The organism is Filomicrobium insigne, assembly GCF_900104305.1.
In the GTDB taxonomy this organism is placed as follows: domain Bacteria; phylum Pseudomonadota; class Alphaproteobacteria; order Rhizobiales; family Hyphomicrobiaceae; genus Filomicrobium; species Filomicrobium insigne.
The window spans coordinates 125,111-150,467 of sequence record NZ_FNJC01000005.1 but is presented as its reverse complement, the minus strand read 5'-3'; the positions used below and the strand labels follow the sequence as shown (position 1 = coordinate 150,467).

The following is a 25,357-nucleotide window of genomic DNA, read 5'->3' as shown; positions in this document are numbered from 1 at the left end:
CAGCGCAAAATGTCGCGGCGCCTTTAGTTGCGGGAGTTTCTGTTGCGCCGCACAAAAAATCGCACTATATTGCTTTTCGTCGGATACAGAGAACCGACGAAAGTTTTCGCTGAAACGAGCTCTTATCAGTGCTGTTCAGGCCAGTTCTTACGTGCCGCCGCCCCAAAGCCACCTTCCCCAGGAGATTGTCATGACTGAGCAATTTACACGTCAAGCCCAAGACATGTTTGCCGCCGCCAAAGACGCCCGCATCCCTGAAAATGTTCAGGCCTTCGCTGAAGAAAGCGTCGCAAAGAGCCGCGAGGCCTATGCCAAGTTCAACGCGACCGCTCAAGATGGCGCGAAGGCTATGGAAGAAGTGATGTTGGCTGCGCAGGCTGGCGCCAAAGCTATTGGCGATAAGCTTGTGAACAATACTGCTGTTAACACCGAAGCTGTGTTTGACGCAGCGGAAGCCATCGCCCGCGCCAAGACCCTTCCGGAAGCGGCTCGCCTGCAAGCCAATTTCTTTCAGCAGCAATTTGCTGTTGCTGGTGCTCAGACAAAGGAATTGTTCGAGCTTTCGACGAAGGTCACGCGTCAGACTTTTGAGACGATGAATACGGCGGCCTCTAAGACGTTCGACCAGATCAAGAAGTCGGCTTAAGCCCCTCCGTTCGAGGTCGAAGTCAACGGTCAGAGGCGGTGTGCTCCTTCGGGGTACGCCGCCTTCGCTTTTTCATGGCAGCCAGATTATTTTCTCACGCAAGCGCGTTCACTCTGCTAGTCTTCTCAGTATGCTGGGGTCGAGTGCGACAGTAAGAATTAGGTATGCCGAGCCTAAGGATGCCGGGGCTCTGGAGAATGTCTATCAGCGTTCCTGGCGGCATGCTTACGCGGGCATTATTCCCTACGATAAACTCGACCGAGTCATTTCCCGACGGGGCAGTGGTTGGTGGCGCAGGACACTTAGATCAGGTGATCGTGTGCTGTTGCTCGAAGTGATGGAGCAGGTCGCCGGCTACGCTACGTTCGGCCCTTCGCGCCATGGTGGAGGCGAAGAGGGCGAGATCTATGAGCTTTATCTCGCTCCGCTTTATCAGGGCCTCGGTTTTGGAGAGATCCTGTTTGAGGCTTGCCGATGGCGGATGGACCGGCGCGGCCTTAAAGGGTTGATCATCTGGGTTTTGGCCGAGAACGATGTCGCGCGAGGGTTCTATGACCGTCGCGGTGGCCGGCCCGTTTATCAACGGCTCGACCGTAGTTCCGGATATCCGCTCGAGAAGATCGCGTATCTTTGGGAATAGGTGCGTCGCGCCCAGACTGTTCCAGTTGTTCGAGCCCATGGGAATTCTGTACGAGTGTCCATATGTCGCGTGCGGCTCGGATGCTGTGGCGGTTTAGTTCGTCGTCGGATACACGTCCGCCAAGCACTATTTTCATACGACAAGGAGAGAGAACCGATGCGTATTGAGGCGATCGCCATTGGCAAGAGCCCGCCGCATGACATCAACGTCGTGATCGAGGTGCCGCTCGGCGGTGAGCCGATCAAATACGAGATGGACAAGGCTGCGGGAACCCTCGTTGTCGACCGGTTCTTGTATACGCCGATGCTCTATCCTGGGAATTATGGCTTTGTCCCCCATACGCTATCCGCCGATGGCGATCCTATCGACGTGCTGGTGTGCAATACGCGGGCGATTTTCCCTGGTGCAGTGATGAACTGTCGCCCAATCGGCGTGCTCGTCATGGAAGATGACGGCGGTGGGGATGAGAAGATCATCGCGGTTCCAAGCGCTAAGCTCACGCGCCGCTATGATCGTATTAAGTCGTATACGGACCTCCCTGAGATCACGATGCGCCAGATCGAGCACTTCTTTGCCCATTACAAGGATCTAGAGCCTGGAAAATGGGTGAAAATCAAACATATGGGTGATGTCGACGAGGCTAAGCAACTCATCCTTGAGGCTATTGATCGTGCCGCCAAGGCGTAAGTAGTAACGGCATCGCGATGAGTAGACTTGCGGTGCCGCGTACGTTCAATGCAATCTGTATCGCGGTGATGGCTTCCCCCTAAGACTTTCGCTGGTCTCCGGGGGCTGCTATAGCCATGGCCTCCTCCTGAACAGCAACGGACTTAGCTAGGTTCATGAACGACCTCAGAATCGCGATAATGGGTGCTGAGGGGCGTATGGGCCAACAGCTCGTGCGCGCCGTTGCCGCGTCGGAAGGTTGTGTGGTGGCCGGGGCGACGGAACGCCCTGGATCTGTCGCGGTGGGCAAGGATATCGGCGTGCTGGCCGGCCTCGGACCGATGGGTGTCAATGTTAGTGACAACGCCGAGGCGGTCATTGCAGCGTCAGATGCTATTTTGGATTTTACGGCTCCGGCGGCGACGTTGAAGTTTGCCGATATGGCCGCATGTGGCGGCATTGTCCACGTGATTGGCACAACGGGTTTCAGTCAGGAAGACGAGGCCAAGATCCGCGCGGCCGCCGAGCGTGCGCGGATTATCAAGGCCGGCAACATGAGCCTGGGTGTCAATCTGCTTACTGCGGTTACGCGACGAGTTTCGGCGGCTCTCGACATGGATTTCGATATCGAGATCGTCGAGATGCATCATCGCCATAAAGTTGATGCTCCGTCTGGCACGGCGCTTATGCTCGCGCATGCGGCTGCTGATGGCCGTGGCGTTTCCCTCGAAGATACTGCAGTTCGGGTTCGCGATGGTCACACTGGGCCGCGCGCCAAGGGCGCAATCGGTATGCAGTCGTTACGCGGAGGGAGCGTCGTCGGCGATCATACAGTGATACTCGCTGGTGAGGGAGAACGGATTGAGCTCACTCACCGAGCCGAAGACCGTTCTATTTTTGCCCGCGGTGCCGTAAAAGCGGCGCTTTGGGGTCGTGATAAGGCCCCAGGTCTTTATTCAATGATCGACGTGCTGGGCCTTTAAGGTTGAGTTAGATCGTCGGCTGGGAGGTAAACTTCTCAAGATGGACAACGTCCTCGTGCTCGTCCGACACGGCCAAAGTGAGTGGAATCGCCGTAATCTGTTCACCGGGTGGTGTGACCCGGACTTGACCGAGCAGGGCGTTGCGGAGGCCGTACGCGCGGGGCGACTGCTCAAGGCGCAAGGGTTCCACTTTGATCTAGGGTTTACCAGCGCGCTCTTGCGCGCCAACCGCACGCTATCGCTCATCCTCGATGAGTTGGGACAGCAGGACCTCGAAACCATACGGGATCAGGCCCTTAACGAGCGCAATTACGGTGAACTTTCCGGCCTAAATAAAGATGAAGCGCGCGTGAAGTGGGGCGACGAGAAAGTACTTCTTTGGCGCCGCAGCTACGACATTCCACCGCCAGGCGGCGAGAGCTTGAAGGATACGGCGGCGCGTGTGCTGCCCTTTTACAAGACCCGTATCTGGCCCGCTGTGAAATCCGGCAAGAACGTTATTGTTACGGCTCATGGCAACTCAATCCGCGCGCTTATCATGTACCTTGAGGAATTGTCGGCGCAGCAGATCCTTGAACGTGAAGTCGCTACGGGTGTTCCAGCAGTTTACAGGCTGACGATGCACGGGCATGTCGAAGATCGCAGGGATCTCGTCGCCTAAGGGTACGCACTTTAAAATGCGGGGCGTTGGGGGGATATGTGATGGACGAAGTGGTTGGCGCCGTCGATGACGCGCGGCCGAGCCACCGTGATCGGTGGATCGGTGTTTATATCGGTGTGCTCGCCGTTGTCTTGGCCATCGCGGCTATGGGGGGCGACAATGCGGCGAAGACGGCCACGATCAAAAATATAGAAGCGTCCAACACCTGGGCCTTCTTTCAGGCCAAAAATCTTCGTCGACAGATCGTGCGCACACAGATCGAGAACCTTGAGCTGACGCTTCTTGCGTCGCCCGGTCTGGATGATGCGAGCAAAGCTCAATTGATGGCGCGCATGGCGGAACACAAAGCCAGCGACTCCAAGCTGACCACCGATCCGACAAGTGGCGAGGGGCTCGATGAGCTGTTCGTCAAAGGAAAGGTGCTGGAGCAGGAGCGGGACCGCGCTATGGCCCAAGATCCTTACTTTGACTACGGTCAAGCGCTTTTGCAGATCGCGATTGTGCTCGCCTCCATTGCTATTATTTCCGGAGGCAATGCTCTGCTCGGGTTGAGTGGCGTATTAGGGATTGCCGGCGCCCTGCTGACAATCAACGGATTTACGCTGGCCGTCAGTATTCCGGGCCTAAGCTGAGCTGCCGCTTGCCGGTGTCTACAGGGCGTGTCTCCAGATTCAGAGGCACGGCCCGTTGGCCTGCGTTTCGGTCCGGGCCCATTAATCGGATCGGGCACGCGCATTTACACAGCACAGGTTTCGATTGTGACTACGAGCGTGCGGCGCTTTCGATCGCTCGCGGCAATGGATAAGCTCAGCTTCAACTTTGGAGAAGAAGCATCATGCCCCGAGCATCAGCCCATCCGGACGACCCGCACTACGTGTCTCGCAGCGGCTGGCTGCGCGCTGCAGTCCTGGGCGCGAACGATGGGGTTGTGTCAGTCGCATCGTTGATCGTCGGCGTAGCCGCAGCCGATCCGAACCCAAGTACAGTGGTCATAGCGGGTATTGCGGGTCTCTCGGCGGGTGCAATGTCAATGGCGGCCGGTGAGTATGTATCCGTCTCTTCGCAATCTGATACGGAACGGGCTGACATCGCACGTGAAACCGAGGCACTGAAAGAGCTTCCAGAGGCGGAACTTGCCGAACTCGCCGCCATCTATCAAGAGAAGGGGCTTAGTAAAGAGACGGCGCTCATCGTTGCAAAAGAACTCACCGAGCACGATGCATTGGGCACCCATGTTCGAGACGAGCTTGGGTTGTCGGAGGTACACGCGGCCAATCCGCTTCAGGCCGCATTCACTTCGGGCCTGACGTTCAGTGTCGCCGCGGGAATCCCGTTGTTGGCTGCATTCGCAGCACCCGCAGGTTCGATCATTCCGGTTGTTCTTGTCGTCACGGTCATCACCTTGGCGGCTCTCGGCGCGCTAGGAGCAAAAGCAGGTGCTGCACCGGTATTACGCGCCACCTTTCGTGTGGTGAGTTGGGGAGTGTTCGCAATGGCTGTTACTGCCGGAGTGGGTTGGCTTTTTGGTGTCAGTGTCTGAGTGAATCCCGATAAGCCGGTTGGCGGCGAACTTCCTCGCCGCCGTGTGTATCGCGGCCGCCGTCAGCTCCTAGTTATGAGCCGACGCTAGGGCTTGATGTAGGTGTAGCCCTGTCCTTGCAGGTATGAGAGCTCTGCAACGCCTGAGGGGACGATGTCTTCGTCAAAGACCTCGAACAGATCATTGTCCTTGTCGATCTTGCGGCCCTTGAGGGTATTGTTGCAAACGGCGAAGGCGACATTCTGGAGCTTCAGGTTTGAGACTGTGCCCTGCAGCTGAAGATTATCCTTGGCGACACGTAGCAAGTTGACGCCATCGCCGTGCAGAACGACTTTGACGTCAATATTATCCTTACCTACGGCGTTGATGTGGTTCTGAATGTTGCCCAGGGCGCCTTTGTAGGCTTTTCCGTCTTCCCCACCATCATAGTTAATATGATAGACAACTTTCTGTTTGCTGTAGCGATCGCCTTCCGCCATTGCAATGGGGGCTGCGATGACAGCCAATGTGCCGAACGCTACAAGGCAAGATACTAATTTTCCTAGCATTTTTCTCACCCTTTAATTTGTGTGCGTATTCGTTTGACGGCTTGCTTTGCCGATTTCGCTCGTTGAGTTCGTAGCCCCGGGGTCAACAAGGCCCAACTTATTGTCGAATGCGTCGGGTTCAATCGCCGACTTTATGGCTCTCCATGCGCTGCAACCGCTTGCAAGCTCACGCGCCGGGGGCTAGCAGTACGCACTTCCAATCAGACGAAATCCAGAACAATTTCTTCACAAACTCATCAAATCGCGGGGGAACCCAGACTATGGCAACGCACAAGCTGCTCCTTTTGCCAGGCGATGGCATCGGCACGGAAATCATGGCTGAGGTCGAAAAGATCATTGACTTCCTTGGCTCGCAGGACAGCTCGGTGACATTCGAGGTCGAGCGCGATCTCGTTGGCGGCGCAGCTTACGACGCACATGGTGAAGCAATCACCGATGCTGCGATGGCGAAGGCTGATGCCGCTGATGCCGTGATCTTCGGTGCTGTTGGCGGGCAGAAGTGGGATGACGTTCCCTACGAACACCGTCCCGAGGCCGGTTTGCTACGTTTGCGCAAGGATCTTGATCTGTTTGCGAACCTGCGGCCCGCGATTTGCTATCCCGCTCTGGCGGACGCTTCGAGTCTTAAGCGCTCGCTCGTTGAAGGTCTCGATATTCTCATTGTGCGCGAGTTGACAGGCGGCACCTACTTTGGAGAGCCCAAAGAGATCGTGGACCTTGCCGACGGCGAGCAACGTGGTGTCGATACGACGGTCTACACGACGCGCGAAATTGATCGCGTTGTGCGCGTGGCGCTGGATCTTGCGAAGGTCCGCACCAACAAGCTGCACATGGCGGCCAAGTGGAACGTGATGAAGACCGGTGTGCTTTGGCAGAAGGTAACGACGGCTACGCATAAGGCGTATGCGCCGGATGTCGAACTCAACCTCATCCTCGCTGACAACTGCGCGATGCAGCTCATCCGTAACCCGCGGCAGTTCGACGTGATCGTGACCGACAATCTGTTCGGTGACATCCTGTCGGATGAAGCTGCGATGATGACCGGTTCGTTGGGTATGCTCCCATCTGCCTCGTTGGGTGCTCCTGATGGGTCAACTGGCCGGCGCAAGGCGCTCTATGAGCCGGTTCACGGCTCAGCGCCCGACATCTCCGGACAAGGTCTTGCGAACCCAATCGCGATGATCGCGAGCTTTGCCATGGCGTTGCGCTACTCCTTCGGCATGGGCCAGCAAGCCGATGCGATCGAGCAAGCGATTGCGAAGGTCTTGGACAGTGGGCTTCGCACGGCGGACATCATGCAGGACGGCAAGACGAAGGTCGGTACCGAGCAGATGGGCACGGCGATCCTGCAAGAGCTTCAAGCGACCCTATCGTAAAACTTCGTAGGGTCGTGGTGACAAGGTCGCTGCAGCCGGAGGTCCGATGGCCAGTAATTTTGACTGCATTGGGCTCGGTGTCACGAACGCCGCCGAACTCGGAGATCTTGTTGTCCGGTTGGCGGGAGAGGCTGGCGAGCGCCTTGTCACAGATGCTGGTGAGTACGCGATCTGGCGATCGCGTACCGGAGCCGAGCTTTGGATACATCTCGGGGCAGCAGAAGACGGAGAGCGCGAGATCATTGGTCTGACGCCCTTTTTTGAGGGGCGCTCAGAAATGTCGCTTGACGTTGAGCGAGCTATCACGCGTCCGCACGATAATGCCTATGAGGGTGCGTTCCTTGGCGCGGTTCGTACGCACGCGGGTGGGCAGTCTCCTCTGATTTTTGACGCGGTTGATTTTGCTGCCCACAGCACGCGGCCTCTGCCAGCACGCTGGCTCGTCCGGCTTACGGGATTTGCGCGTCGGGTGGACCTTCTGGAGGAGGTGGGCGATCACGCTCGAGGTGAGCTGGCGGCGACCGGTGCAGCCACGGAGGGTGAGGCCACTGCGCGCGTTGTGGGGCAGATCGCAGGCTGCGAGACGCTGATCAACGAAGCCACGGGACACTCATTTTGCTGGCTTTTCATCGATGGAGCTGATGTGTCTATCGATGTTGTCGCGCCTCTTGACCTCTTGCACGGCGACATCAAGTTGGGTGGGACGGTCAAGGTTGATTGCGCGTTGTTCGGCCGGATCATCGACTGACGGGGGCTCGCGTTAAGTAACCGGTTTCGTTTTTTTGCCAATTTCGTGTAAGGAAGGCCCGAATTGCCGACGGGCCATCACTAAGGATTGTCGCGAGACGCCTTGAAACGCGCGTCAACCCCGAGTATGGGACGCCGTCGCCATTTAATCGCGCCACCGGAAACATGCTTCCCGCCGTGGCGGCATGAACTTCGAGGATTCCTTTATGGGCTATAAGGTCGCCGTTGTCGGTGCCACGGGTAACGTGGGCCGCGAAATGCTGAATGTGCTTGCCGAGCGTGAGTTTCCTGCTGACGAAGTGATCGCTCTTGCCTCGCGGCGTTCGCTTGGCAAGGAAGTATCCTTTGGTGACAGCGTTTTGAAATGCCGCGACCTTGAGACTTACGATTTTTCCCAGACAGACCTTTGCCTAATGTCGGCTGGCTCTTCCGTTTCGAAGGAATGGAGCCCCAAGATTGGCGCGCAAGGCTGTGTCGTAATCGATAATTCGTCGTGCTGGCGCTACGACGTCGATGTTCCTCTGATCGTGCCGGAGGTCAATGCGGATGCCGTTGCCGGCTTCACGAAGAAGAACATCATCGCCAATCCCAACTGTTCGACGGCTCAGCTCGTTGTTGCGTTGAAGCCCCTTCATGATGTGGCCGGCATCAAGCGAGTGGTTGTTTCGACGTATCAGTCCGTTTCCGGTGCGGGCAAGGATGCGATGGACGAGCTTTGGGCGCAGACCAAGGGTAAGTTCGTTCCGGGGCAAGAAGTCGAACCGACCAAGTTTCCGAAGGAGATCGCTTTCAACTGCATTCCTCACATCGACGTCTTCATGGAAGACGGCTACACGAAAGAGGAATGGAAGATGATGGTTGAGACGAAGAAGATCATTGATAAGAAGATCAAGCTTACGGCGACGTGTGTGCGCGTGCCGGTCTTTGTCGGCCATTCGGAAGCGGTGAACATCGAGTTTGAACGCCCTATCACCGTTGAAGAGGCGCGGGAGATTCTGCGCACGAGCCCGGGGATCATGGTCGTCGATAAGCGCGAGCCTGGTGGCTATGTCACGCCGTGCGAAGCCGCGGGGGAGTACGCGACCTACGTTTCGCGTATCCGCGAGGATGCGACGGTCGAAAACGGTCTGGCGCTTTGGATCGTTTCAGACAATCTTCTCAAAGGTGCGGCGCTGAACACCGTTCAGATTGCAGAGACGCTCATCAATCGCGGGCTTCTGAAGGATCGTGCCGCCGCGTAAGGATTGCTTGCAAAAACCGGCCGCAAAACGTGCGGCCGGTTTTTTGTGTTTCGGGACGTAAGACGTGAAACGCTAGGTTTTGCGTTTTCCCTTTGGTGCCTCTGCGATCATCGTCGTTTCCATACTGCCCAGGGCAGAGACGATCGTCAGCAAGTCCGCTATGAACCGCTCCCGCTGTTCCTGGTTTGGAAGTGCGGTGAGAATCCGTTGGTCGACGCGACGGGCCAGCGGTTCGCATGCCTGCAGGGAGCGCCGCCCCAGCTCGGTGAGCTTTACGGCGTAAGCCCGCGCATCCTCCCGGGTCCGACGACGTTGTACGAGACCCTTCTTCAACATGCGGCGAATGACGTCGGCCAGGGTTGACCGATCAATTCCAGTACGTTGAACGAGATCGGTTTGGCTGAGCCCTTCATTCTGCGCGATTGCAACGAGCAGCGCATATTGGCGGGGGGTCAAATCTTCTGTACCCATCTCGGCCTGAAATATGTTGCCCGCACATTGGCTTGCACGATGCAGGAGATGGATGGGTGAACGTTCCAGTACGTCGCTTGGCGAGGAGCCGGAGGTGAGTTTAGGCGAAGCGCTTTTTGCTTTTTTGGCCATCTGAAGTCAGCTGTTGTTGGAAATAGGCGCAGAACAGAATGTCAACGCTGCAGAACGAGTTTCGTTTCATAAAAAATTAGCAATGACGTAGATATGCGGATGGTTCCATAGGTCTGCATAAATATTATATTAGGGCCGACCAATAATCGGCCTTACCCTGACAAGTCAGGTGTCTCGGAAATGATGAGTTTTTCCGTCAACAATTTGGCGAGCAGCTATGGTGTTTTCGGACTTGCATCATATTTCTTGAGTAATCCGACCTGAGACATCGCGAAGACGAGTGTCAAAGGCATGATGCCGAATAGCTTGAAGCTGATCCAGAACTCGTCGGAAAAGTTACGCCACACGATCTCGTTGAGAGCTGCGAGCAAAAAGAAAAACATAGCCCAGCGGATCGTCAGTAACTTCCACCCTTCATCCCTCAGACGGAAGACTTCTCCAAACACGTACTTCAGCAAATATTGATTGAAGAACAGGCCTGCTGCCAGGATCGACCCAAATAGGGTATTCACCAGGGTTGGTTTGATCTTGATGAAGAGATCGTCGTGCAGCCAAAGCGTCAATGCGCCGAATACAAGAATGAATACCCCCGAGATGAGGGGCATGATGGGAATTTTTTTATAGATTATGAAAGACAGGGACAGTGCGACGAGCGTTGCTGCCATAAAGCACCCCGTCCCCCAAAATATGCCGCCTTGCGAATTCGCAAAGAAAAAGACCCCAAGTGGGCCAACCTCAAGCAACATTTTTCCGAGTTGAGCTCCCCCTACCGCCGGTTCTGCGTCGCTTTGGACAGGCTTGGTATTGTTTCTGCTGTCCGGTGCGGCGGAATTGGTCATCGCGTCCTTCGTCCTTGCCGTTTTCTTGCGCAGAGATGGCGAGCTTCGGTTGATTATTTTGGCAGGCGCCTAGCCATTAGGGAACCCCTCATGGCCGGATCCGTGTGCACGTTTTCGACGACGTTTAAGGCTTGAGATCGGCGCCAGCTTGCCGCAGCGTTGAGGATGGTTTTTTTTGCTCGTTCGGCTTGGCGAACTCCATGCCCTTGCCTGCGGTCGCAACTCCGCCGGGACCGACTTCTGCGGGCGCCTTCTTATCCTCAATACGGTACTTTTGCATCAGGCGCGTCAGATACCAAGCATACAGACCCGACAACGGCATGATGAAAGCAACTTTGAACAGGATCCAGATGTTGACGCCGTCCATCTGAAAGCCCAGCACGTCATAGACGTGTGTGTCGATAAATGTTTGACGCACCACCTCATTCAGGATCGCAGTCAAAACGAAGAACCAAGCAAAGCTCCAGGTGAAGCGGTCCCAGCCTTCCTTTGTGTAGTGGAAGGTCTGTTCAAAAATGTACTTGAAGAAATTTTTTCCGGCCATCAAGCCGCCGAACAAGAACACGGCGAACATGATGTTGAAGATCGTTACCTTGATCTGAATCCACATCGGATCGCCAGTCAGCAGTGTCATGGCGCCAAAGGCGACGGTGACGCTTGAGGCTATAAGTGGAAAGATCGGCAGTCGCCCGAGGACTCGGAGCATGGCAACCATCGCCAAGCCGGTCGTGATCATCAGTGCCCATGTTCCGGCGTTGATGCCGGCAATGGCGTTGACGATAAACATCGCCACGAGGGGGCCGAACTCGCTCAAAATATTGACGGTTTGTTCGGCGGTGAACGGATAGAAACGCCGGCGCTGGGTCATCAGTCCCACAGTTCCTTTTTGTTCGGCATGGCCCTCGAGTTGAGCACCACTGTTTGCCCCCCAGGTCTTCTTCTCGTCACATGGACGCTATCGCTTTCGCGAACTGTGCGGCGTCGAAAGGTTGGAGGTCTTCAACTCCTTCCCCGACGCCAATGGCATATACGGGAATGGCGAATTTGGACGCGATCGAGACAAGAATTCCACCCCGGGCGGTCCCATCCAATTTCGTCATTATCAAGGCCGTAACACCGGCCCGTTCGCGGAATACTTCGACCTGCTGCATGGCGTTTTGACCTGTGGTCGCGTCAAGGACCAGCGTCACGTCATGGGGGGCGTCCGGGTCCAGCTTTCGGAGCACGCGAACAACCTTCACCAGTTCGTCCATTAAAGCTTGTTTATTCTGTAGTCGGCCAGCCGTATCGACAATAAGCACGTCATATTGGCCCTCGCGCGCCGCTTTCAAGGCATCGTAAGCCAAGCCTGAAGAATCGGCACCCACGTCACGGGCGATCACAGGCGAACCGGTGCGTTCACCCCAGATCTTGAGCTGGTCTATTGCAGCAGCGCGAAATGTATCTCCAGCCGCGAGCATCACCTTTTTGCCATCTGCAGCGAATTTTGCGGCGAGCTTGCCGATTGTCGTGGTTTTACCAGCTCCGTTGACTCCAACGACCAGGATGACGTGGGGGCGAGCTGAGGCGTTCAGCTCCAAAGTTTGGGCGACGGGGGCCAGAACACGTTCGACCTCCTCTGCGAGCACGCGGCGTACGTCTTCGGGGGCAATGCCTTTTTCGTAGCGCCCCTTTGAGAGTGTATCGGTAATGCGCATTGCCGTGTCGACGCCCAGGTCGGCTTGAATCAGCAGGTCTTCAAGATCCTCTAGCGTTGTCGCATCGAGTTTCTTTTTAGTGAAGATACCGGTGATTCCATCAGAAAGGCGTGATGACGTTTTCGTCAGGCCGGATCTGAGTTTTTGGAACCAGCTTTGCTGAGTGGGTTTTTCGGGCTCTGTTGGGGCTTCTGACGCGACAACGGGGGAGAACTCTTCCACCGCCGTCACGGCGACCTCTGTCCCGGACCGAGGATGCGTGTCCGTAACAGCGCCTTCGCTCAAGTCGTTAGTGACGGTGCCGGCTTCAACGTCAGACGTGTGTTCAGCGCTCTCGTGGCTTTGGATCTCATCCGGTGTTTTGGGCGCATCCTCGGGCCCTGTTTCTTCGACGCTTGTCTCGCGTCCGAAGAGGCGGCCAAACATCCCGCGCCGTTTGCCTTTTTGCTCGCTCAAACTACTGCCTCGCCAACGAGCCTGCGGCCGTCGTGGCCGATGACCTTTGCTTGCATCAGAACGCCAGGTTCGGCGTTTATATCCTCGATCAGGATCTCGGTGAATTGCTCGGTGCGCCCGAACGTCGGCTTTTCCATCAATGTCTCAAAGGTCCGGCCGGTCTGACTATTCAAATAAGTGGTCAGGAGCCGATCGCCCAGTTCGCGAAGCTGTGCTGCGCGCTGCTTGATAACGGGCTTGGCGACCTGCGGCATCCGCGCGGCGGGTGTGCCTGTTCGAGGGGAGAACGGAAACACGTGAAGATAGGTGAGGCCGCAAGCTTCGGCGATACGCATCGTGTTCGCGAACATCTCGTCTGTTTCAGTCGGGAAGCCTGCGATCAAGTCGGCGCCGAATGCAACATCGGGACGCATGGCGCGGACGCGTTCGCAGAACGCAATGGCGTCCGAACTCGTGTGCCGCCGCTTCATACGCTTCAGGATCATGTCGTCGCCCGCCTGCATGGACAAATGTAGGTGCGGCATGAGCCGGTCTTCTTCAGCGATTGCATCCATCAAATCCGGATCGGCTTCCACTTGATCGATGGAGGACAGGCGTAGACGTCGGAGTTCTGGAACGAGATTTAAGACCTTGCGTACGAGCTTGCCCAGAGTCATCTGGCCCGGCAGATCGCGGCCGTAGGCCGTCATGTCGACGCCGGTCAGAACGATTTCGGGATAACCGTTTTCTACGAGCCTGCGAATTTCGTTCACGACCTCTCCGGCCGGGACGGATCGCGACGGTCCGCGGCCGTAAGGGATGATGCAGAACGTGCAGCGATGATCGCAGCCGTTTTGGACTTGAACGTAAGCCCGTGTTCGCGATCCGAAGCTATCGATCATGTGCGCGGCTGTTTCGGTGACGCTCATGATGTCGTTGACGACAACGCGTTCGCTCTCGTCGAGCGACAGCCCTTTGAAGGTGTCTGCTTGCAGTTTTTCGGCGTTGCCGATCACGTGGTCGACCTCCGCCAATTCAGCAAATTTTTCCGGTTCGATCTGCGCTGCGCAGCCCGTGACAATGATGCGCGCGTTGGGCCGATCGCGCCGCATTTTGCGTATGGTCTGCTTGGCTTGGCGCACGGCTTCGGCTGTCACCGCGCATGTATTGATGATGACCGTATCCTCAAGGCCGGCATCATTGGCGTGGCGGCGCATCACCTCGGACTCGTAGGTGTTCAGTCGGCAGCCAAGGGTGATGATGGTCGGTTCGATCATTCGCATTTGCTGTTGATGAGCGGGGTGCCTGAGATGATAGGCACGACGGCCCTGCGTGACGTGACATCTTGGCCTAGTAAAAGCAAGTCTCAGCAGATCCGGCCAGAACTGGGCAGTTAGGTGGCTGGTGCCGGTGCTTCAGGCAAAATTCCAGCATGTTCGTGTGTAGCAGCGCCCGTCATCAGTATTCGGTCGGCCGCGGTCCATTCAATTTCGAGGTTTCCGCCCGGCAGGGTCACTGTAACGCGACGCTCGGTGAGACGCTTGCGCATAGCGCATACGGCTGCGGCGCAGGCGGCGGAGCCACAAGCCTTTGTTAACCCTGCGCCACGCTCCCAGGTTCTCAGGATGATGTGTTCGCGAGAGACAACCTGCGCCAATGATATGTTGGCGCGTTCCGGGAATACAGGATGGTTTTCGAGCAGTGGTCCGAAGCGGGCGAGATCGTACGCGGCGACGTCCTCAACCCAGAAGATCGCATGCGGATTGCCTACGTTCACCACGGAGGGGGAATGGAGGATCGGCGCGTCGATTGGCCCGATCTGCAACTCGATGGCGCGCGTATCACGAAATTCTTCGGCAAGAGGAATGTCCTGCCAGTCGAATTTCGGTACACCCATATCCACGGTTATGCGGTCTGCGCTTTCAACGCGGGCGGCCAGCAGCCCGGCGTCGGTTTCGAATGTCATTTCTGTCTGGCCGGTGTCTTCAGCGACGCTCAGCGCGACGCAGCGTGTTCCGTTTCCGCATGCTGAAACCTGCGATCCGTCCGCATTATAGATCCGGACAAATGCCGTGGTTCCCGGGGTTGAAGGGTCGTGCAGCACCATCATCTGGTCGAAGTGCGTTTCTGCGCGTCCTGCGAGATTTTTCACTTCAGCTTCACTGAAGGATTTGGCGCGGCCGCGTAGATCAACGACGAGAATCTCGTTGCCGAGCCCGTTCATTTTGCGAAATGGGATGTTTTGCGCCGTCTGCATGGTCCCTTATATGGCGGAGGCTTGTGCATTGGCAATTGCGCCCGTGCAAGATGGTTGGTTGATGCAAATTAGGGGCGGCAGCAGGGCTGCCGAAGTGCTTTGTCGAAGGATGCTTCGGAATGGGTGAGACGGTTTCTGCCAGGTGTTCGCCCAGGCGGCCGTGTCCTGGACGTGGCTTGCGGCAGTGGGCGGCATCTCAGCTTGGCGTTGGGTGCAGGCTACGTTGTGACCGGGATCGACAGAGATACGTCACGCGCGCGAGATACGCTCACGGGTGAAGCCGGCCGCTGGCCAGCCAATGTTGATCTGGTTGAGCTGGACCTTGAAGACGGTTCACCATTTCCGGTGCCGGCCGGGACCTGTGATGGGGTGATCGTTACGAATTATCTCTGGCGGCCGCTCTTGCCCGGGATTGTGGCGGCGGCGTCGGATACCGGGCTTCTGATCTATGAGACTTTTGCCACTGGAAACGGCCGGTTTGGAAAGCCTTCGAATCCCGCGTTTCTTTTGCAGCCAGGCGAACTCATCGACGTTGTGGCTGGCCGTTTAACGCCGATTGCCTACGAGCATGTGCATCTGCGCGATCCGGATCGCTATGTGCAACGTATTGCCGCAGTTGGCCTGAAACACGATTGGCTGCGTGATCCTCCCGCGTTTTGAAACCCGTTCCCTTCGGCTAAAGCCTTGAATGTTCAGGCAAGGGCACGAAGTGAGACTCCCCTTGTGGCAGACCAATCAAAACAGATGATCATCAGGAGGAAGAACGGGTGACTAAATGTAAAAGCGATCTCTCTTTTGTCGCGGCTGGCGTCGTGGGCGCTCTTGCTTTGGTGAGCGCGGAGGGGGCGTTAGCTGCGCAGACCAATGCACCGAAGGTTCCGGCGACGTCTGTGACGGTTGAGACAGTGGCCGAAGGGTTGGAAAATCCATGGGGCCTTCAATTCCTCCCCGATGGGCGCATGTTGGTCACCGAGCGTCCGGGGCGGCTGAGGATTGTCTCGAAGGATGGTCAGCTGTCCAAGCCTGTTTCGGAGGTGCCGAAAGTCTACGCGCGTGGACAGGGCGGTCTGCTCGATGTGCGGTTGTCACACAATTTCGCTGATGACGGCATGCTGTTCCTTTCCTACGCAGAACCGCGCGATGGTGGGAAGGCCGCAACAGCAGTCGCGCGGGCGCGTCTTGAACTCACGGACGACGGCGGCCGTTTAAGCGATGTGAAGGTCATCTTTCAGCAGCAGCCGGCCTACAGCACGACCCGGCACTTCGGGTCGCGGATTGTGATCGACAAGAAAGGCGTTCTGTTCATTACGACAGGTGATCGTGGCCAAGGCGAACCTGCGCAGAACCCCGACGAAACGGTCGGCAAAGTCATTCGCATCAACGCCGATGGGTCTATTCCAGACAACAACCCAAAACCTGAGGGCTGGAAGCCAGAGATCTGGTCGATCGGACACCGCAATATTCAAGGGGCGGTGCTCGACGTAGAAACCGGCCAGCTCTGGACCGTGGAGCACGGTGCGCGCGGTGGCGACGAGTTGAACCACCCTGAAAAGGGTAAGAACTACGGTTGGCCGGTCATCACGTATGGGCGCGACTACTCGGGTGCGAAAATCGGAATTGGGACTGAAAAGGCCGGGATGGAGCAACCCGTTTATTACTGGGACCCGTCGATCGCGACATCGGGGCTCGAACTTTACACCGGGGACCTCTTTCCACAGTGGAAAGGGAATTTCCTCGTTGGTGGATTGGCGGGCGCTCAGCTCGCGCGGCTCGTTATGAAAGATGGACAGGTCGTCGGGCAGGAGATCCTTCTCAAGGACGAAGGTCTCCGGATCCGTGATGTGCGACAGGGGCCGGACGGCGCGGTCTATCTGCTCGTTGACGAGAGCGACGGGGCGATCCTTCGTCTCTCGCCGGAAAGCAAATAGCCGGTTGCCCGATGGTTCGTTCCGGACGCCTTAGTAGCGTCCGGGACCGGCGTCGGGCATGTTGGGCTGGCCGCTGCCCTTGTCCTTCATCTGCTGGATCTGCCGTGTCTGCACCATTTCGGTTGGTGCGATCTTGCAGTCCTTGTCGCGATCGAGCATCTCGAAGGCTGGATTACGGGCGCCTGTGAACTCCTGCAACGTCAAACGACCATCGCCGTTGCCATCGAAGTGGGGCATGCCGACGACATCGAACAGGCGATCCTGCGACACGATCTTTTTATATTCTTCCGCTGTCACGATCCCGTCGCCATCCTGGTCTGCAGCCTGGAATAGCTCAGTCGTGTATTGGACCCACTCGTCACATGTGACGGAATTGTCCTTATTGAGATCCCACGTTTGAGCCGCACTGACGAATACCAGATCGGTGGACGGGGCTTTTGAAAAGGGTGACGTGGCGCCGCCGCAGGCCGCGGCAGCGACGGATGCGGCCAGAGCTGCGGATATGGCGAGCGCATTTCGGCTCATTATGGCGATTGCCCCCGTGTTTTTGTTGCCCCCCGGCCTGAGCGGGATAACCTTGAAATATAGCCATGTCCACTATGAGGCTTCACGCTAGGCTTTAAGTGCACGGGAAAGATGGCGATGCTGCTGAAATTGTCACTGCAAGTCTTTTAGGCAGTAATAAGCGAACGTCTTATAGGGGAAGGTTACCGTTTCTGAGTTTGCAAGTTCGGGCGTTGTGGCGATCAGCTCGCGAACCCGCGTTTCGATTTTTTTCCGTTCGAAGGCCGGGAGTGCGGCAACGAAGCTTGTCGATAGTGTTCGCGCAACGATGACATCGTCAGGGGCGCCTGCGTGGCTGTGTGGGAACTGCTTTTCCTGCAATGGGCCGAAACCTTTAGCCGGAAACAATTTTCGCCAGTGGCCCGTTGCATACTGCGGCGTGGCCCCCTGGTAAGGCGCGATAATCTGCATGAGGTTCACGACCCAGGCGACGTTGTCATCCCTGATGTTCCAAACCAGCCCCAGGCGTCCGCCTGGTTTAAGTACGCGCCGTATCTCGTTAAGTGCCTGTTCGTTCGCGAACCAATGGAACGCTTGTGCGCAAACAACCGCGTCCGCCGATGCATCAGGCAATGGGATCGCCATGGCTGAACCGGGCGTGATGCGAATACCCGGGTGGAGCATTGCCAACTGGATACGCATAGCTGCCACGGGCTCTACGGCGGTGACCTCAGCGCCTGTTCTTTTCAGGAAGGTCGTGAATTTACCCGTGCCGGCGCCAAGGTCGACCGCTTGGCTTCCATCGTCTAGGGCGAGCGTATTTGTTAACCATTCGGTTATCTGACGGGGATATTCCGGCCGACCTTTAACATAGGTTTCCGCGCCGGCTGTGAAGCCGTGCTCTGCAGATTGGTGGAGGCTTGTCACGGGGCTTCTTACTCATTTTGCTCAAGCATTTCAGCCATTGGATGTGATTAAACCTCTCGGCGTACATCGGCCAATCACGTGTTTATGCTTGGTGTCGGTGGCAGTTCGGTCTGCCAACCATTGACAAATATTGTCGTTTGCTACAGGTTCGCGGCCTTATCTACGTAGGCCCGTACATCGAGCCACTCCTCGGCACGAGGCGCAGTCACCCTTTCAGGTTGATCGGCGCAGGAGGCAAAGGAGGCAACATCCGCCGGCGAGTTTCGCCCGCGGGTGCTTTTTTGCTTGGCCAGTCGGTGGATCGATAGTTTGGACAGGACGCGAGAGAGGCACAAGTGGTGTTGAGGATTTGGGGACGTGTGACGTCCATCAACGTACAGAAGGTGCTTTGGGCAGCCGATGAAATCGGGCTGTCCTATGAGCGCGTCGACGTTGGTGGTGAGTTCGGCAAAACCGATACGCCGGAATACCTTGCACTCAACCCAAACAAGAAGATTCCCGTTATCCAGGACGGCGATTTCGTCCTTTGGGAGTCAAATGCCATCGTGCGCTATCTTGCGGAAGCCTATGGTGTTCTGGCGCCTGCCGAGTTGGAAGATCGTGCGTTGGCCGGGCAATGGAGCGATTGGTCTCTATCGTCGCTTTACAGCGATCTGATCACGAATTGCTTTCACCAGCACATCAGGGTGACAGCTGAAAATCGCGATCATGCGCTTATCGCGGCGGCGTCGGAGCGGCTGGTGGAGCAGTTCACGATTCTGGACCGCCATCTGGAGGGCAGGAGCTTTATCGTTGGCGATGCGTTGAGTTTTGCGGACATCGTCGTCGGGGCTCTTATGTTCCGTTACTACACGATGCCGATCCAGCATGTTGAAGCTCCCAACGTGGAGGCTTGGTACCAGCGCCTTCAGGAACGCTCGGCCTATCGGGAGCATGTGATGCGCGATTGGCAGCAAATGAAGATTGCGGGCGCTTGAGGCTTCATGCCCGCAGCACGCGAAAAGAGATTGCAGGTCGTTGATGTTTCAAAGTCTTTCTGACCGATTATCCGGCGTTCTCGATAAGCTGACCCGTCGCGGGTCTCTTACCGACAGCGACGTCTCGGAGGCCATGCGTGAAGTCCGCCGGGCGTTGCTCGAAGCTGACGTTGCGCTTGATGTGGTCAAGGACTTCACGGAGAAGGTTAAGGCTAAGGCCATCGGCCAGGACGTCGTCAAGTCGGTGACGCCGGGGCAGATGGTCGTCAAGATCGTTCATGACGAACTCGTCGCGATGCTTGGCTCGACTGCCGAGCCGATCGATCTCAATGCAACGCCTCCCGTTGCTATTCTGATGGTGGGGCTGCAGGGGTCGGGTAAGACGACGACCACCGCTAAAATCGGTTACCGGCTGAAGACGCGCTTCAAGAAGAAAGCGTTGATGGCGTCGCTCGACACGCGGCGCCCCGCGGCGCAGGAACAGCTCCGGGTTCTTGGCGAGCAGACTGAGATCGATACGCTGCCGATCGTTGCCGGACAAACCCCGCTCCAGATTGCGAAGCGCGCGCTAGAGGCGGCACGGCTCGGCGGGTATGACGCAGTGCTTCTGGATACGGCTGGTCGCGTCACGATCGACGAAGAGCTGATGGATGAAGTCGCTGAGGTTCGCGGCGTGACACAGCCGCACGAAGTGCTGCTGGTGGCTGATAGCCTCACTGGCCAGGATGCTGTTAACACCGCGAAAGCGTTTGACGGACGCATCGGCATCTCGGGCATTGTTCTTACGCGTGCGGACGGCGATGGCCGTGGCGGTGCTGCACTGTCCATGCGCGCGGTCACAGGTAAGCCCATCAAGCTGCTCGGTGTGGGTGAAAAGTGGGACGCCCTGGAAGATTTTCATCCAGAGCGGGTCGCCGGCCGTATTCTGGGTATGGGCGACGTCGTCAGTCTTGTCGAAAAGGCGGCGCAGACGATCGATGCGGAAAAAGCCAAATCGATCGCGCAGAAGATGCGCAAGGGCGCATTCGACCTAGAAGACCTCGCGGACCAGCTCAAGCAGATGCAGAAGCTCGGGGGTATGGGCGGCCTGATGGGCATGCTACCCGGCATGGGCAAGATCAAGTCGCAACTCGCTGATGCAAATATTGACGACAAAATCATCAAGCGTCAGCACGCGATCATCACGTCCATGACGCCTAAGGAACGGCGCAATCCGAAGATTCTGGACGGTAAGCGCAAGCGGCGTATCGCGGCTGGTTCCGGCACCAAGGTGGAAGACGTCAACCGGCTCATCAAGATGCACCGGCAGATGGCTGACATGATGAAGGCCATGGGTAAGAAGGGCATGATGGGCCGTATGCTTGGCGGCATGGGTGGCGGTGGATCACCGAGCGAAGCAGAGATGCAGGCAATGCAGGCTGAACTCGGTCGTCTCGATCCCAAGGCGCTTGAACAGCTTCCGTCGGAATTAAAGGAGTCCCTGCCGAAAGGTGGAGGGCTGCCAGGAGTTCCGGGCACAGGCGTGCCACGTCTTCCCGGTTTGGGGGGCGGAGTGCTGCCTGGGCTCGGCGGTGGTTTCCCGGGACTTGGCCGCGGTGCGGCTTCGGGAAATTCCAAAAAGCGAAAGAAGTAACTGAGAAATGTAACGCCACAGGCTGATTGGTGCTTGTGGTGTTAGATCAACGAAACCAACGAACACGACAAAGCAAGGAAGACTTAGATGGCAGTTAAATTGAGATTGGCCCGCGGTGGTGCGAAAAAGCGGCCTTATTATTTCATCGTTGCCGCAAATACGACATCGCCTCGCGATGGCCGTTATATTGAGCGGATCGGTTCTTATAATCCAATGCTTCCGAAAGATTCGGCTGAGCGCGTTAAGATCGACGAGGATCGCGTGAAGTACTGGCTGTCCGTTGGTGCGCAGCCGACGGATCGCGTTGCACGCTTCTTGGATGCGGCCTCGCTCTTGAAGCGTGACGCACGCAACAACCCGGATAAGGCAAAGCCGAAGAAGAAGGCGCAGGAGCGCCTGAAGGCAGCTGAAGAAGCGCGCCTTGAAGCTGAAGAGGCGGCAAAGGCAGCAGCTGAGGGCGGCGAAGCGGCTGTCGAGTAACTCAAGCTTCGCTTGTCATTCCAAGAAAGGCCCGTCTGCGTTTTTCGCGGCGGGTCTTTTTTGTTTCACGAGTGGTCGACAGATCAGGCGGCGATGCCGGTGGCAAGTTCCCGTCCGTGAGGTATCGGGGGGGCTGCCAGGGCTACCGCTGCGCGATTCAAGGGGAGCGGGGTCATATCTAGCCCGGCGACGAGGTTGGGTGCCACGGCGGATAGCTCAAGCTTCAGACGCTGCAGAGCATAGTCAGCGGCATCCAGGCAGTTGGTCGCGCTCGTGTGGAGCTCCTCAAGCCGCAAGGCCTGTTGCGTAGCCATTGAGCTGACTTCATCGAAGTCGACCCAGGGGTTGGTTTCCGTCGCTGCGTTCTCGTCCATTACGATGGCGGGGGGCTTTGCAACGTCGAACTGAAGCCTCGGAGTATCAGGTGCGCGCTTCCACCCGCAGGCCTGCAATAGGCTTTGGGCGCGTTGGCGAATGTCTGAGGGACTAGCGCGCGTTGGGAGGGCGGAAGAGACGATCGCGCGCAGTTGACCGAAAACATCGGTAAAGGCCTCTGCGATCTGGGCAGATAGGCCGTATGTCTCTGGCGCGGTCACGGATCTTGAGGATGTATTCCCCATTGCACTTCCCTATCGGTAGTTCTAGGTGGAGCCGATGCAACCCTGCATTGGAAAATGCATGTATGGCGCATAGGTTCCGTGTGTGCGTGGAAATGCGGTACGAGGATGCCGGCGCAACGATTTGGTAGGATTGGCTTTATTGGTTAATAAACACTTATACTGATTCCTTGCCTAAGCCTTTCGCATTTCAACTTTTAAGGAAGCGCAATTCGATATTTTTCGAAATCAATGCCGTTTTGCAGGGGGATTGGATTCTGGGATTACTGCTCTTCGGTTCGTTTCTCCATGTGTGGTTCTGTTTGGAACCTGTAATGCCCAGTTATTTTGTCCGCGAAAAGCCAGTCTTCTTCCTGCACGCCATAGCCGCGATTGTGAATGACGAGAGGAACGCCATTTATGTTCTCGCGGTTTGAGACTATGGCAATATGCGTTTTTGAAAAGGTGCCATCAGGCACGTAATACGTGACGAGATCGCCGGCGCTATAATCTTTTGGGTTTTTGGTAATAGGGAGTGACACGCCACGGCGTGCGAAGAACTTACCTAAGACGTTGACACGACGGTGGTCGATGTTGCGATCACCAGAGCCAACGTTGGATGTGTGTACCAATTCCTGAAGATCGATTCCGAGTTCGCGGTAGGCGCGTACGATGACGTCGGTACAAACGCCGATGTACCAGGGGACATCGCCAGCAGGGTACGGAATTTTTCGGTAGGTCGGATCGTAGAGTGTGGGCACCGATATTTGTGCACGCGCGGCGTCCACCAGCCGACTCGCAAATGTTTGCGAGCTTTCGTCCGGTTGCGGGGCGTCTTCACCTCTCACACCGATGCTTGAAAGTATTAGTGCGGCCAGCAGTGTCAGCGCGAATGCTGGGGAGGCCGTTGGTCGGAGTGTTCTCAAGCGGGTTAGTCCTTTGGGCAGCGGTGCGGTTTGCGGCTTCGCCAAGCCGTTCTGTTTGAAGCTGGATATGGCGACTACGGTTAATTTAACGACTGCTGACTGGGAAATCGCGTGAATTCTGATGAGTGTCGTTGATGGCTTCAAGGACTTGAGCTGGGGTCCAGCCAGTGTTTCGCAGATCGCGCAAGCTTCGCGCGCCCGAACTTTTAGAAAGTTTATTTCCGTTTGCGTCCACGAGGAGGCGATGATGGTGATAGATTGGTTCAGGGAGGTCGAGGAGGACTTGGAGGAGCCGGTGAATGTCGGTTGCAGCGAACAGGTCCTGACCGCGCGTGACATGTGTGATGCCCTGCCTGGCATCATCGACCACCACGGCAAGGTGATAGCTGGCTGGAAAGTCCTTGCGTTGGATGATGGCGTCACCCCACCGATGCGGCTGGGCTTCAATCGTTTCTATTTCACCGTTGGGATGGAGTTCTCGGAAGGTTAGCGGGCGCCCTCCCAGACGCTTCGTTGCCAGCTCCATGGCGGCATCCATGCGGATGCGCATGGCGGGCTGTTCACCGGCTGTAATGCGGCGCTCTACCTCTTGTTGTTGCATGCCGCGGTGCAGGCCGGGATAAACGATGGCGCCGTCGGGATCGCGTTGTGGGTCGCGCCCTCCGGCGGTTGCCGTGATCGCGATCTCGGAGCGAGTTGCGAAGCAAGGATAGAGAAGGTTGAGTTTATGTAGGTGTGCGGCTGCGCGCCGGTAGATCGGAGTTTCCTGTGATTGGCGAAGTATCCTTGGGTCCCAAGTTAAACCCAACCATTCGAGGTCCTCGAAGATCGCCGACACGAAAGCTTCGCGTGTGCGCCCCTGGTCGATGTCCTCAATACGAACTAAGAACTTTCCGCGAAGCTTTTGCGCTAGCTGGCGTCCAACGCGTGCGGACAGCGCGTGACCTAAATGCAAGTAGCCATTTGGGCTGGGGGCGAAGCGGAGAACGGGAAGTTCGGACATTTGCCTGTGATGTAATGCGTCGGCGTCAAACTACAGAAACTTAAGCGGCGTTGGGAATCGGGTCGAGGTGCGGTTTTGGGCAAGGTAGTTGAACGCGGTGTCATCGAGACTGAAGAAGATATTGCCAAAGGCGTTCGTGCTCTCAGGCGTAAGTGCCCGCATATGCGGCGTGTGCATGATGTGGTTGGTACCCCGCCATTAAGGCGTCGCCCCGGCGGTTTTACGGGACTCGTGCGTATAGTTGTCGGCCAGCAGCTCTCTATTTCAAGTGCGGCGGCGATCTGGTCGCGGGTCGAGGCTGGCGTTGTCCCGTTCGATCCTGCGCAGATTATGAGACTAGATGACGACGCACTGCGCAGCTTTGGTCTGTCGCGTTCGAAAATCGCAACGATTCGGTCGTTAGCGACAGCGGTGCTCGATGGGACGTTCGATGTGGCTGCGCTTGATGGCGCTCAAGATCAAGATATCCACAAAGCACTGACCGGCCTGCGTGGCTTTGGTCCCTGGTCGGCTGACATCTACATCATGTTTTGCCTCGGACGGCGGGATGGGTTTGCTGCCGGCGACCTGGCTCTGCAGGAGGGGGTGCGCTTGGTGATGGGGTTGGAGGCGCGTCCTAACGCGGCTCAACTTCAGGACATCAGTGAGCGATGGCGCCCCTGGCGCGGTGTGGCCGCGCGCCTTCTGTGGGCACACTACGGAATGATGAAGCAGATTTCATCTGCAACGCCGGGATGATTCGCTAAAGTGGCTCGCCTGCTGATAGAAGAGTTTGTGCGGAATACTATCTAAGCGTTTCATCGAGGCCGGCATTTGCCGGTGGGTTGGGTGTTTGTGACGGCTTCACAGAGCTGACATGCAGGTTTAGTATTCCTTCGTCCGGATCGGGGTGCGATACCGATTCTCGTCGGGTAACCGTCAGGAAACAGGATCGTGACCGCTGAAGCGTGCATACCGGACGCCAGTCCGGCCCTGGTTCTCAATGCCGACTTCCGGCCCCTGAGCTACTATCCTTTGTCGCTCTGGAGTTGGCAGGAGGCCGTGAAGGCCGTTTTCCTGGACCGGGTCAATATTGTCTCAGAATATGACCGGTATGTCTCCAGCCCCTCTTTCAAGATGCGGCTGCCGAGCGTCGTCTCGTTGAAGACGTACGTTAAGCCGGCGCTTTACCCTGCTTTCACGCGTTTTAACGTTTTCCTGCGCGACCGGTTTTCTTGCCAGTATTGCGGCGCGCGAGATGATCTGACCTTCGACCATCTGATTCCGCGGGCGCTTGGCGGTCTCACGCGCTGGGATAATGTCGTGACCGCATGTGCTCCTTGCAATCTCGCCAAAGGCAGCGAATTGCCGGAAGACGTAGGCATGCTGCCTATGCAGGAGCCTTATCGGCCGACGGTTTTCGAGCTTCACCGCAATGGGCGGCGTTTTCCGCCCAATTACCTGCACGAAAGCTGGCTCGATTACCTTTATTGGGATTCCGAACTCGAGCCTTAATCGCTTTCGT

Annotated in this window: 29 protein-coding genes; 17 read left to right on the top strand and 12 right to left on the bottom strand. The window is 57.0% G+C overall.

Features of this window, described 5'->3' with window-relative positions; genetic code table 11:
* Positions 1-190 precede the first annotated feature (190 nt).
* The 7 genes from BLS30_RS16635 to BLS30_RS16605 all read left to right on the top strand — a co-directional run bounded on the left by BLS30_RS16635 (position 191) and on the right by BLS30_RS16605 (position 5,136).
* Entirely contained in the window at positions 191-646 is a 456-nt protein-coding gene (locus tag BLS30_RS16635; RefSeq protein ID WP_052743681.1) for a phasin family protein, read from the top strand.
* Positions 647-686: 40 nt separating this feature from the next.
* Positions 687-1,286 (top strand): GNAT family N-acetyltransferase, encoded by a 600-nt coding sequence (locus BLS30_RS16630; protein WP_244466792.1) that lies wholly within the window; start codon positions 687-689, stop codon positions 1,284-1,286.
* 156 nt (positions 1,287-1,442) lie between these two features.
* A complete protein-coding gene (ppa, locus tag BLS30_RS16625) occupies positions 1,443-1,973 on the top strand; it encodes an inorganic diphosphatase (RefSeq protein WP_046476895.1) in 531 nt (176 codons plus the stop codon).
* Positions 1,974-2,128: 155 nt separating this feature from the next.
* Positions 2,129-2,935 (top strand): 4-hydroxy-tetrahydrodipicolinate reductase, encoded by an 807-nt coding sequence (dapB, locus tag BLS30_RS16620; protein WP_090230499.1) that lies wholly within the window; start codon positions 2,129-2,131, stop codon positions 2,933-2,935.
* 40 nt (positions 2,936-2,975) lie between these two features.
* Complete coding sequence (locus BLS30_RS16615) at positions 2,976-3,596, top strand: 2,3-bisphosphoglycerate-dependent phosphoglycerate mutase (RefSeq protein ID WP_046476890.1); 621 nt, start codon at positions 2,976-2,978, stop codon at positions 3,594-3,596.
* Between the two features lie 41 nt (positions 3,597-3,637).
* The gene (locus BLS30_RS16610) at positions 3,638-4,228 is read left to right on the top strand and encodes a DUF4337 domain-containing protein (RefSeq protein ID WP_046476887.1); all 591 of its coding nucleotides are present in this window, start codon (positions 3,638-3,640) and stop codon (positions 4,226-4,228) included.
* 203 nt (positions 4,229-4,431) lie between these two features.
* The gene (locus tag BLS30_RS16605; RefSeq protein ID WP_046476884.1) at positions 4,432-5,136 is read left to right on the top strand and encodes a VIT1/CCC1 transporter family protein; all 705 of its coding nucleotides are present in this window, start codon (positions 4,432-4,434) and stop codon (positions 5,134-5,136) included.
* Between the two features lie 86 nt (positions 5,137-5,222).
* On the opposite strand, the gene BLS30_RS16600 is transcribed toward BLS30_RS16605, so the two are convergent.
* Positions 5,223-5,684, bottom strand: a complete 462-nt coding sequence (locus BLS30_RS16600) for a DsrE family protein (RefSeq protein WP_046476881.1) — start codon at positions 5,682-5,684, stop codon at positions 5,223-5,225.
* Positions 5,685-5,944: 260 nt separating this feature from the next.
* Here BLS30_RS16600 and leuB point away from each other — a divergent pair, with 260 nt between their 5' ends.
* The 3 genes from leuB (at position 5,945) to BLS30_RS16585 (ending at position 9,048) form a co-directional block, all read left to right on the top strand.
* Entirely contained in the window at positions 5,945-7,060 is a 1,116-nt protein-coding gene (gene leuB, locus BLS30_RS16595; RefSeq protein ID WP_046476878.1) for a 3-isopropylmalate dehydrogenase, read from the top strand.
* Positions 7,061-7,106: 46 nt separating this feature from the next.
* Entirely contained in the window at positions 7,107-7,808 is a 702-nt protein-coding gene (locus BLS30_RS16590; RefSeq protein ID WP_090230498.1) for a hypothetical protein, read from the top strand.
* A gap of 205 nt (positions 7,809-8,013) precedes the next feature.
* Entirely contained in the window at positions 8,014-9,048 is a 1,035-nt protein-coding gene (locus BLS30_RS16585) for an aspartate-semialdehyde dehydrogenase (protein ID WP_090230606.1), read from the top strand.
* Positions 9,049-9,120: 72 nt separating this feature from the next.
* Here the strand turns inward: BLS30_RS16585 and BLS30_RS16580 are convergent, their stop codons facing one another.
* From BLS30_RS16580 to dapF, 6 genes are all read right to left on the bottom strand, one after another.
* Positions 9,121-9,519: a MarR family winged helix-turn-helix transcriptional regulator gene (locus BLS30_RS16580; protein ID WP_244512506.1), complete on the bottom strand. Its 399-nt coding sequence runs from the start codon at positions 9,517-9,519 to the stop codon at positions 9,121-9,123.
* A gap of 347 nt (positions 9,520-9,866) precedes the next feature.
* Positions 9,867-10,490 carry a septation protein A gene (locus BLS30_RS16575; RefSeq protein WP_090230495.1) on the bottom strand — a complete coding sequence of 208 codons (624 nt, stop codon included), beginning with the start codon at positions 10,488-10,490 and terminating at the stop codon, positions 9,867-9,869.
* A gap of 124 nt (positions 10,491-10,614) precedes the next feature.
* Complete coding sequence (locus tag BLS30_RS16570; RefSeq protein WP_076605280.1) at positions 10,615-11,358, bottom strand: inner membrane-spanning protein YciB; 744 nt, start codon at positions 11,356-11,358, stop codon at positions 10,615-10,617.
* Positions 11,359-11,434: 76 nt separating this feature from the next.
* Positions 11,435-12,643, bottom strand: a complete 1,209-nt coding sequence (ftsY, locus tag BLS30_RS16565) for a signal recognition particle-docking protein FtsY (protein WP_244512504.1) — start codon at positions 12,641-12,643, stop codon at positions 11,435-11,437.
* Positions 12,640-13,899, bottom strand: coding sequence for a tRNA (N(6)-L-threonylcarbamoyladenosine(37)-C(2))-methylthiotransferase MtaB (gene mtaB, locus BLS30_RS16560; RefSeq protein ID WP_090230492.1), 1,260 nt, complete (start codon positions 13,897-13,899; stop codon positions 12,640-12,642). The genes ftsY and mtaB overlap by 4 nt, the downstream gene beginning before the upstream one ends.
* 116 nt (positions 13,900-14,015) lie before the next feature.
* Positions 14,016-14,879: a diaminopimelate epimerase gene (gene dapF, locus BLS30_RS16555; protein ID WP_090230490.1), complete on the bottom strand. Its 864-nt coding sequence runs from the start codon at positions 14,877-14,879 to the stop codon at positions 14,016-14,018.
* Between the two features lie 123 nt (positions 14,880-15,002).
* Here dapF and BLS30_RS16550 point away from each other — a divergent pair, with 123 nt between their 5' ends.
* Together BLS30_RS16550 and BLS30_RS16545 are read left to right on the top strand one after the other, a co-directional pair.
* Positions 15,003-15,539 carry a class I SAM-dependent methyltransferase gene (locus BLS30_RS16550; protein ID WP_210184060.1) on the top strand — a complete coding sequence of 179 codons (537 nt, stop codon included), beginning with the start codon at positions 15,003-15,005 and terminating at the stop codon, positions 15,537-15,539.
* A gap of 107 nt (positions 15,540-15,646) precedes the next feature.
* A complete protein-coding gene (locus BLS30_RS16545) occupies positions 15,647-16,807 on the top strand; it encodes a PQQ-dependent sugar dehydrogenase (RefSeq protein ID WP_244512502.1) in 1,161 nt (386 codons plus the stop codon).
* 30 nt (positions 16,808-16,837) lie between these two features.
* Here BLS30_RS16545 and BLS30_RS16540 read toward each other — a convergent pair whose 3' ends face one another.
* Together BLS30_RS16540 and BLS30_RS16535 are read right to left on the bottom strand one after the other, a co-directional pair.
* Positions 16,838-17,332 carry an EF-hand domain-containing protein gene (locus BLS30_RS16540; protein WP_046476857.1) on the bottom strand — a complete coding sequence of 165 codons (495 nt, stop codon included), beginning with the start codon at positions 17,330-17,332 and terminating at the stop codon, positions 16,838-16,840.
* Positions 17,333-17,464: 132 nt separating this feature from the next.
* Positions 17,465-18,238 (bottom strand): class I SAM-dependent methyltransferase, encoded by a 774-nt coding sequence (locus BLS30_RS16535; RefSeq protein WP_090230485.1) that lies wholly within the window; start codon positions 18,236-18,238, stop codon positions 17,465-17,467.
* Between the two features lie 335 nt (positions 18,239-18,573).
* On the opposite strand from BLS30_RS16535, the gene BLS30_RS16530 reads away from it, so the two are divergent.
* From BLS30_RS16530 to rpsP, 3 genes are all read left to right on the top strand, one after another.
* Entirely contained in the window at positions 18,574-19,215 is a 642-nt protein-coding gene (locus tag BLS30_RS16530; protein ID WP_197540879.1) for a glutathione S-transferase family protein, read from the top strand.
* A 43-nt stretch (positions 19,216-19,258) separates the two neighbouring features.
* A complete protein-coding gene (gene ffh, locus BLS30_RS16525) occupies positions 19,259-20,848 on the top strand; it encodes a signal recognition particle protein (protein WP_090230483.1) in 1,590 nt (529 codons plus the stop codon).
* Positions 20,849-20,935: 87 nt separating this feature from the next.
* Positions 20,936-21,328: a 30S ribosomal protein S16 gene (gene rpsP, locus BLS30_RS16520; protein WP_090230481.1), complete on the top strand. Its 393-nt coding sequence runs from the start codon at positions 20,936-20,938 to the stop codon at positions 21,326-21,328.
* A gap of 83 nt (positions 21,329-21,411) precedes the next feature.
* On the opposite strand, the gene BLS30_RS16515 is transcribed toward rpsP, so the two are convergent.
* The 3 genes from BLS30_RS16515 to gluQRS all read right to left on the bottom strand — a co-directional run bounded on the left by BLS30_RS16515 (position 21,412) and on the right by gluQRS (position 23,853).
* Complete coding sequence (locus BLS30_RS16515; RefSeq protein ID WP_046476848.1) at positions 21,412-21,948, bottom strand: protein kinase family protein; 537 nt, start codon at positions 21,946-21,948, stop codon at positions 21,412-21,414.
* A 260-nt stretch (positions 21,949-22,208) separates the two neighbouring features.
* Complete coding sequence (locus tag BLS30_RS16510) at positions 22,209-22,850, bottom strand: DUF1287 domain-containing protein (RefSeq protein ID WP_197540878.1); 642 nt, start codon at positions 22,848-22,850, stop codon at positions 22,209-22,211.
* A gap of 85 nt (positions 22,851-22,935) precedes the next feature.
* Positions 22,936-23,853 carry a tRNA glutamyl-Q(34) synthetase GluQRS gene (gene gluQRS / locus BLS30_RS16505; RefSeq protein ID WP_090230479.1) on the bottom strand — a complete coding sequence of 306 codons (918 nt, stop codon included), beginning with the start codon at positions 23,851-23,853 and terminating at the stop codon, positions 22,936-22,938.
* A 75-nt stretch (positions 23,854-23,928) separates the two neighbouring features.
* Between gluQRS and BLS30_RS16500 the strand changes: the two genes are divergently transcribed.
* Together BLS30_RS16500 and BLS30_RS16495 are read left to right on the top strand one after the other, a co-directional pair.
* Complete coding sequence (locus BLS30_RS16500) at positions 23,929-24,591, top strand: DNA-3-methyladenine glycosylase family protein (RefSeq protein ID WP_090230477.1); 663 nt, start codon at positions 23,929-23,931, stop codon at positions 24,589-24,591.
* 195 nt (positions 24,592-24,786) lie between these two features.
* Positions 24,787-25,347 carry an HNH endonuclease gene (locus tag BLS30_RS16495; RefSeq protein WP_046476842.1) on the top strand — a complete coding sequence of 187 codons (561 nt, stop codon included), beginning with the start codon at positions 24,787-24,789 and terminating at the stop codon, positions 25,345-25,347.
* Positions 25,348-25,357: the final 10 nt, after the last annotated feature.